This is a genomic window from Deferrisoma palaeochoriense, from assembly GCF_054656955.1.
The window spans coordinates 1-7458 of sequence record NZ_BAAHXI010000101.1 but is presented as its reverse complement, the minus strand read 5'-3'; the positions used below and the strand labels follow the sequence as shown (position 1 = coordinate 7458).

The window sequence follows — 7458 nt, the reverse complement described above, 5'->3', positions numbered from 1 at the left end:
TCGTCTCTGTTTAGCCACCGGAGTAATGAGAAGATGCCTCTTTCCCTCCTGAACGGCAGAACCGGCGGAAAACTCAAACCGGGGTTCCCCTTCATGCTGCACCGCGTTATCATGCCGGCGCCGGCACGAGACACCGCTTCGCCGAAAGGGTTCCCACGATGGCCGAGACCGCCCGCCCCGAGCGCATTCTGATCAAGAAGTACGCGAACCGCCGGCTCTACGACACCCACCACAGCCGGTACGTGAACCTCAAGCAGATCGCGGAACTGGTAAAAGAGGGCCACACCGTGGAGGTGGTGGACGCCACCACGGGCGAGGACCTCACCAAGGTGATCCTCACCCAGATCATCCTGGAGGAGGAGAAGGACCGCCGCGACCTTCTGCCCGTGGGGTTCCTGCACCAGCTCATCCAGTACGGGGAGTCCGCCTACGAGGAGTTCCTCCAGAGCGTGTTCTCGGCCGGCATGGCGGCCTACCGGAACGCCCAGCAGCAGATGGAGGCCGTGTGGCGCACCTGGATGGGCCCCTGGGCCACCCCGCCGACCCCGGATCAGGAGATCGAGACCCTGAAACGGCGCATCGCCGAACTGGAGGAGCGGCTGGCCGAGCGCGGCCGCAAGGCGAAGCGGTAAAGGGCCCCGACGCCCCTCTATTCTCCATTCTCCATTCCCCATTCCCGATTCCCCGCCTTCCCCCCTTGACACGGCCCGCAGGACTGTGCAGGATTTCCTGCATCACGACCTCATAAGCAGGAGTTCCTGCCGATGCGCACCCGCCCGCGTCCCCGGGACCGCGTGCTCGCCTTCGCCCAGGCCCACCCCCAGGAGGCCAGCTATCTAACGGCCCGGGAACTGGGGGAGCGGCTCGGGATCAGCGAGTCCACCGTGATCCGGGCCGTCCAGGCCGCCGGGTTCGAGGGATACCCCGAGTTCCAGCGCCGGCTCCGCCAGGGGCTCGTGGGCCGCCGCAGCGCGGCGGAGCGGCTGGCGATCCACGGCGACCCCCTCTCGCGCTCCTTTTCCCGCGACATCGAGAACCTCAAGGAAACCTGGGCTGACATGCCCAAGGGGGCCTTCTGGCAGGCGGCCCATCTTCTGGCCGGGGCGCCCCGGGTGTGGGTGTTCGGGCTTCGCATGAGCCACGCCACCGCCGTGGTGCTCGAGCTGGGGCTGTCGTTCCTGGGCGTCAACGCCCGGCTCCTGGCCCCCCGCACGGCCGACGTGTGGGACCAGTTCGCCCGGGTCGGGGCCGGCGACGTGGTGGTGGCCGTGAGCTTCCCCCGCTACACCCGCATCGCGGTGGAGGGTACCGCCCTGGCCCGGCGCCAGGGGGCCACCGTGATCGCCATCACCGACGGCCCCGACTCCCCCCTGGCCCCCCACGCCCAGGTGCTGCTGCCCGCGGCCTACGGCATCGACGGGTACGTGGAGAGCTTCACGGCCTCGATCAGCCTGGCCCAGGCCCTGTTGCTCGCCGTGGGGGAGCTCCGGGGCGAGGAGGGCCGAAAGGCCCTGGAGGCCCGGGAGGCGATCTGGGCCGCCCAGCGGGTGTACTGGTCCCCCGACGACGAGGAGCCGGCGATCCGCCCGGCCGGGGAGGCCCGGGAGACCGGGTAGCCGGCGCGGCCGAACCGAGGAGGAAGCCCCGTGGAACCGCTCATCATCACCGCGGCCATCACCGGAAGCCGCACCCCCCGGGAGAAATGCCCCCACATCCCGATCCTGCCCGAGGAGATCGCGGACTCGGCGGTCGAGGCCGTGCGGGCCGGGGCGGCCGTGGTGCACATCCACGTGCGCGACCCGGAAACCGGGCTCGGCACCCAGGACGAGGAACTCTACCGCCGGGTGCTCGACCGGATCCGCGCCGCCGGGGTGGATCCGGTCGTCTGCCTCACGACGAGCGGCATCCCCGGCCGGAACCTGGCCTACGACGCCCGGTTCATCCCGCTGCGGTTCCGGCCGGAACTCGCGAGCTTCGACGCGGGCAGCCTCAACGTGGGCGACGGGGTGTTCCTGAACCCCCCGGAGTTCCTGCGGGAGCTCGCCCGGCGCATGAGGGAGGCCGGCACCAAGCCCGAGCTCGAGATCTTCGACACGGGCATGATCGGCAACTGCCTGCGGCTCCGGGACGAGGGGCTCCTGGACCCGCCGCTCCATTTCCAGTTCGTCCTGGGGGCGCCCGGCGGGGCCCCGGCCACGCCCAAGGCGCTCCTGCACATGGTGGAATCGATCCCGCCGGGGTCCACCTGGAGCTCCATCGGGGTGGGCCGGGGGCATCTGCCGGTCATGCTCACCACCCTGGCCCTGGGGGGCCACGTGCGGGTGGGGCTCGAGGACAACGTGTACTACCACCGGGGGGTGCTGGCCCGGTCCAACGCCCAGCTCGTGGAGCGGGTGGTCCGGCTCGCCGCCGAGATCGGTCGGCCCGTGGCCACCCCCGACCAGGCCCGCGAGATCCTGTCCCTGGGGCGGCGCACGGCCGACCCCGCAGACTCCCCGTAGCGGAGGGGCATCATGGCGCTTGCAGCGGCAAAACCCGACCGTAATCCCGAGCAGCCGGTCACCGCTTCCCACGAACCCCCGGAACCCGCGCCCGCCCGGGAAGACCACGTGTTCTACCGCTCGCCCGGCAAGCGCTACCCGAAGGCGGTCAAGGCCGAGGGGGTGTGGATCTGGGACGAGACCGGCAAGCGCTACCTCGACGGCTCGTCGGGGGCCTGCGTGGTGGCCATCGGCCACGGGGTGCCCGAGATCCGGGAGGCCGCGCTGGCCCAGTTCGACCGCATCGCCTTCGCCCACGGGTCCCAGTTCACCACCGAGGCGTGCCAGGAGATGGCGGCCCGGGTGGCCGCGCTCTCCGCGAACCCCGAGCTGGACAAGGTGTACTTCGTGTCGGGGGGCTCCGAGGCCGTGGAGACCGCGGTCAAGATGGCCCGCCAGTACTGGCGAGAGCGGGGCATGCCCGAGCGCTACAAGGTGGTGAGCCGGTGGACCGCGTACCACGGCAACACGGCCGGGGCGCTCGCCCTGGGCGGCCACACGAGCCGCCGGGCCCCCTATATGCCGCTCATCCTCCACACCCCCCACATCGAGCCCTGCTACTGCTACCGGTGCCCGTTCCACCGCAGCCCGGCCACCTGCGAACTGGAGTGCGCCGAGGCCCTGGAACGGGCCGTGCGCTACGAGGGCCCGGACTCCATCGCGGCCTTCATCGCCGAGCCCGTGGTGGGGGCCACGGCCGGGGCCCTGGTGCCCCCGGCCGGGTACTGGCCCCGGATCCGGGAGATCTGCGACCGCTACGGGATCCTCCTGATCGCCGACGAGGTGATGACCGGCGTGGGCCGCACCGGCCGGCCCCTGGCCCTGGAGCGCTGGGGGGTGAGCGCCGACCTGGTGGTGCTGGCCAAGGGGCTCTCGTCGGGGTACGCGCCCATCGGCGCCGTGCTCGCCCACCGGAAGATCCACGACGCCATCCGCTCGGGCTCCGGCCGGTTCGTCCACGGCCACACCTACGGGCAGCATCCCGTGAGCATGGCCGTGGGAGCGGCCGTGCTCCGGTACATGGAGGAGCACGACCTGGTGGCCCGGTCCGACGCCATGGGCCGGGTGCTCCTGGCCCGGCTGCGCCAGGAACTGGGCCACCATCCCCACGTGGGGGACATCCGGGGGGTGGGGCTCTTCGTGGGGGTGGAGTTCGTGGCCGACCGGGAGACCCGCGAGCCCTTCCCGGCCGAACGCAAACTCGCCGAGCGCATCGGCGCCGAGGCGTTCCGGCGGGGACTCGTGACCTATCCGGGCAGCGGTTCGGTGGACGGCACCCGCGGCGACCACGTGCTCCTGTGCCCGCCGTTCGTGATCCGGGAGCACGAAATCGACATCCTGGTCTCGACCTTGACCGAGGCCGTGGAGAAGGTGACCGGCGTCCGGGCGGGCTGAGGGGTTGTGCTTCGGCAATCCTGGGCTACATTTGACAGCCCGCGGCCGTTTCGGGTAGATCAACCAAACCTTTGATCCGGGGAAATGGCCGTTTCGTTCCCGGGCCGCCTGGCCCACAGCCGCGAAGGAGGGATCACCATGAAGAAACTCGCCGTACTCGCCCTGGCCCTGGGGGTCTGCGCCCTTGGGGTGCCCGAAGCCTCGGCCAAGATGCGCTACGTCACCATCGGCACCGGCGGCGTGACCGGGGTGTACTATCCCACGGGCGGCGCCATCAGCAAGATGGTCAACAAGAAGCGCAAGGAGTACAACCTGCGGGTCACCGTGGAGTCCACGGCCGGGTCGGTGTTCAACGTGAACGCCATCATGAACGGCGACCTGGAGTTCGGCATCGTCCAGTCCGACCGGCAGTACCAGGCCTGGAATGGCCTGGCCGAATGGGAGGGCAAGCCCCAGAAGAAACTCCGGGCCGTCTTTTCGATCCACCCCGAGTCGGTCACCCTGGTGGCGGCCGTGGACTCCGGGATCAAAACGATCTATGACCTCAAGGGCAAGATCGTGAACATCGGCAACCCCGGTTCCGGCCAGCGCCAGAACTCCATCGACGCCCTCACGGCGGCCGGCATCGACTGGGAGAAGGACATCCGGGCCGAGGGCTTGAAGGCCGCCGAGGCCCCCGGCATGCTCCAGGACGGCCGGATCGACGCCTTCTTCTACACCGTGGGCCACCCCAGCGGGGCCATCAAGGAGGCCACGGCCGGCGCCCGCAAGGTGCGGTTCGTGGAGATCCCGGCCGAGGTGGTGAAGAAGCTCACCGACAAGTACCCTTACTACGCGGCCTCCAAGATCCCGGTGGAGTTCTACCCCGGGGCCGAGAACAAGGAGGACGTGCCCACCTTCGGCGTGAAGGCCACGCTCTGCACCTCGATCGACGTGCCCGAGGACATCGTGTACGCGATCACCAAGGAGGTGTTCGACAATTTTGAGGAGTTCAAGAAACTCCACCCCGCCTACAAGGTGCTGACCAAGGAGAGCATGCTCCAGGGGCTGAGCGCGCCCCTGCACCCGGGCGCCGAGAAGTACTTCCGGGAGGTGGGCCTCCTGAAGTAGCCGGCCCCACACCGGGGGAGGGTTCCGCACCCTCCCCCGCTTTCCTGTTTCCGCAGCGATCCGGGCGGGCCCGCCACTGGCGGGACCCGCCCTCGTGTTCGAGCCCTTGGAGAGAAAGCCCCGGAGATCGTCATGGCCCAGACGCCCCCCGACGTGGAGATCCCCGACGAGAACCTGGCCCAGCGGCTCAAGGAGGAGGAGGAGCTGGGGCTCCGCCGGCCCCAGGGCTGGCAGCGGTGGCTCGTGCCGGCCATCGCGCTCACGTGGAGCCTGTTTCAGCTTTCCATCGCAAGCTGGCTCCTCCTCGATTCCACCTACATCCGGGCCATCCACCTGGCGTTCGCCTTCGCGATCGTGTTTCTGTCGTACCCGACGCTCCGGCGCACCGTGCGGATCCCAGGGCTTCGGTGGCTGGGGGAGAAGCGCAAAATCCCCTGGATCGACATGGCGCTCGCGCTGGCGGCGGTCGTGGCCGCCGTGTACATCGCCTGGGACTACGAGGGCGTGTCCGCCCGGCTCGGCATCCCCAATGCCCGGGACACCCTGTTCGGCATCGCCCTCGTGCTCTTCCTCCTCGAGGCCTCCCGCCGGGTGCTGGGGCCGGCCATGCCGATCATCGCCGGCGCGTTCACCCTGTACGCGTTTTTCGGGCCCTACATGCCCGACGTGATCGCGTTCAAGGGGGTGAGCCTCGACCGGTACGTGAGCCAGATCTCCATGAGCACCGAGGGGATCTACGGCATCCCGCTCGACGTGTCGGCCACGGTGGTGTTCCTGTTCGTGCTCTTCGGGGCCATGTTGGAAAAGGCCGGGGGCGGCCGGTTCTTCATCGATCTCGCCATGAGCCTCCTGGGCCGCTACAAGGGCGGGCCGGCCAAGGCCGCGGTGATGTCGAGCGGGCTCACCGGGCTCGTCTCCGGCTCGTCCATCGCCAACGTGGTGACCACGGGCACCTTCACGATCCCGCTCATGAAAAAGGTGGGCTACCCCCCCACCAAGGCCGCGGCCATCGAGGTGGCCGCGAGCACCGACGGCCAGATCATGCCGCCCATCATGGGGGCGGCCGCGTTCATCATCGCCGAGTACGTGAACGTGCCGTACCTCGAGGTGTGCAAGGCCGCGGCCATCCCGGCCTTCGCCTCCTACGCCACGCTCTTTTACCTGACCCACATCGAGGCCTCGAAGCTGGGCCTCAAGGGGCTGCCCAAGGAGGAGCTTCCGAGCTTTTTCCGAACCCTCCTCTCCGGGCTCCACTACCTGATCCCGCTTTTCGTGCTCCTCTACGAGCTCATCATCCCCCGGCACTCGCCCGACCTCGCCGCGTTCCGGGCCATCCTGGTGCTCGCGGCCGTGATGCTCCTGCAGCACCCGGTGCGGGCCTGGCGGCAGGGGAGCGACGTGGCCGCGGCGCTGCGCCGCTCGGCCACCGACGTCCTGAACGGCCTCGTGGCCGGCGCCCGGAACATGGTGAGCGTGGCCGTCGCCACGGCCGCGGCCGGCATCATCGTGGGCGTGGTGACCATGGGCCTCGGGGGGCTCATCACCGACGTCATCGACACCCTGAGCCGGGGCAACATCTACCTCATGCTCGCCATCACGGCGTTCGCGAGCCTCATTATGGGCATGGGGCTTCCCACCACGGCCACCTACATCGTGATGGCGGCGCTGACGGCCCCGGCCATCGTGCAGATCGCCGAGTGGAACGGGTTCTTCGTGCCCATCATCGCGGCCCACCTGTTCTGCTTCTACTTCGGCATCCTGGCCGACGACACCCCGCCCGTGGGCCTCGCGGCCTACGCGGCCGCGGCCATCGCCAAAAGCCCCCCCATCCCCACGGGATTCCAGGGGTTCATGTACGACATCCGCACCGCGATCCTGCCGTTCATGTTCGTCCTGAACCACGACCTGATCCTGTGGGAGATCACGAGCTGGCCGCTGGCCCTCCTGATCTTCGTCGCCACCTGCATCGGGGCGTTCGCCTTCGCCTCGGCGACCCAGGGATGGTTCATCACCTGGAACCGCTGGTACGAGGTGCCGCTCCTGCTCGCCGTGACGCTGATCATGATGCGGCCCGACTGGACCGCGCACCTCGTGGGGCTCCCCCACGAGCAGCGCTACTACATGTACCTGGTGGGCCTGGGGGTGCTGGGGCTCGTGTATCTCCTGCAAAAGCCCCGGGCGGCCCGCGCCGCATCGAGCGCCGCGTGAGGGGAACCCCTATCCCAAGCGTCGGGGGCGCCACCCCGCCCCGGGGCGGTGAGGGAAGTTCCCGGTCTACAATACCATTCTCTACCCGCCCCCTCTCTCGCCGCAACCGGGCCAGGCGTTTCGGCACCGCGTGCGGCAGGGCCGCCACTAAGACGGCCACATACACATTCTCCAAGTGCTGGCCGACGTGGACTGGTGGGGGGTG

6 protein-coding genes are annotated in these 7458 nt (G+C 69.5%); all 6 read left to right on the top strand.

All coding sequences use genetic code 11. The features are described from left to right. The first annotated feature begins 158 nt into the window (after positions 1-158). The 6 genes from ACYQ8L_RS17555 to ACYQ8L_RS17530 all read left to right on the top strand — a co-directional run bounded on the left by ACYQ8L_RS17555 (position 159) and on the right by ACYQ8L_RS17530 (position 7253). A complete protein-coding gene (locus tag ACYQ8L_RS17555) occupies positions 159-632 on the top strand; it encodes a polyhydroxyalkanoate synthesis regulator DNA-binding domain-containing protein (RefSeq protein WP_459943118.1) in 474 nt (157 codons plus the stop codon). A 132-nt stretch (positions 633-764) separates the two neighbouring features. Next, on the top strand, positions 765-1616 hold the full coding sequence (locus ACYQ8L_RS17550; RefSeq protein ID WP_459943117.1) for a MurR/RpiR family transcriptional regulator: 852 nt from the start codon (positions 765-767) through the stop codon (positions 1614-1616). Between the two features lie 30 nt (positions 1617-1646). Further along, entirely contained in the window at positions 1647-2501 is an 855-nt protein-coding gene (locus ACYQ8L_RS17545) for a beta-keto acid cleavage family enzyme (RefSeq protein ID WP_459943116.1), read from the top strand. Between the two features lie 12 nt (positions 2502-2513). After that, on the top strand, positions 2514-3935 hold the full coding sequence (locus ACYQ8L_RS17540; protein ID WP_459943115.1) for an aspartate aminotransferase family protein: 1422 nt from the start codon (positions 2514-2516) through the stop codon (positions 3933-3935). Between the two features lie 138 nt (positions 3936-4073). Further along, positions 4074-5045 carry a TAXI family TRAP transporter solute-binding subunit gene (locus tag ACYQ8L_RS17535; protein ID WP_459943114.1) on the top strand — a complete coding sequence of 324 codons (972 nt, stop codon included), beginning with the start codon at positions 4074-4076 and terminating at the stop codon, positions 5043-5045. 132 nt (positions 5046-5177) lie between these two features. Beyond that, positions 5178-7253, top strand: coding sequence for a TRAP transporter permease (locus ACYQ8L_RS17530; RefSeq protein ID WP_459943113.1), 2076 nt, complete (start codon positions 5178-5180; stop codon positions 7251-7253). Positions 7254-7458: the final 205 nt, after the last annotated feature.

Bases quoted from the DNA above. Each gene is read 5' to 3' on its own strand.
- ACYQ8L_RS17535 (WP_459943114.1), top strand. From the start codon at position 4,074: ATGAAGAAACTCGCCGTACTCGCCCTGGCCCTGGGGGTCTGCGCCCTT.
- ACYQ8L_RS17550 (WP_459943117.1), top strand. From the start codon at position 765: ATGCGCACCCGCCCGCGTCCCCGGGACCGCGTGCTCGCCTTCGCCCAG.
- ACYQ8L_RS17530 (WP_459943113.1), top strand. From the start codon at position 5,178: ATGGCCCAGACGCCCCCCGACGTGGAGATCCCCGACGAGAACCTGGCC.
- ACYQ8L_RS17555 (WP_459943118.1), top strand. From the start codon at position 159: ATGGCCGAGACCGCCCGCCCCGAGCGCATTCTGATCAAGAAGTACGCG.
- ACYQ8L_RS17540 (WP_459943115.1), top strand. From the start codon at position 2,514: ATGGCGCTTGCAGCGGCAAAACCCGACCGTAATCCCGAGCAGCCGGTC.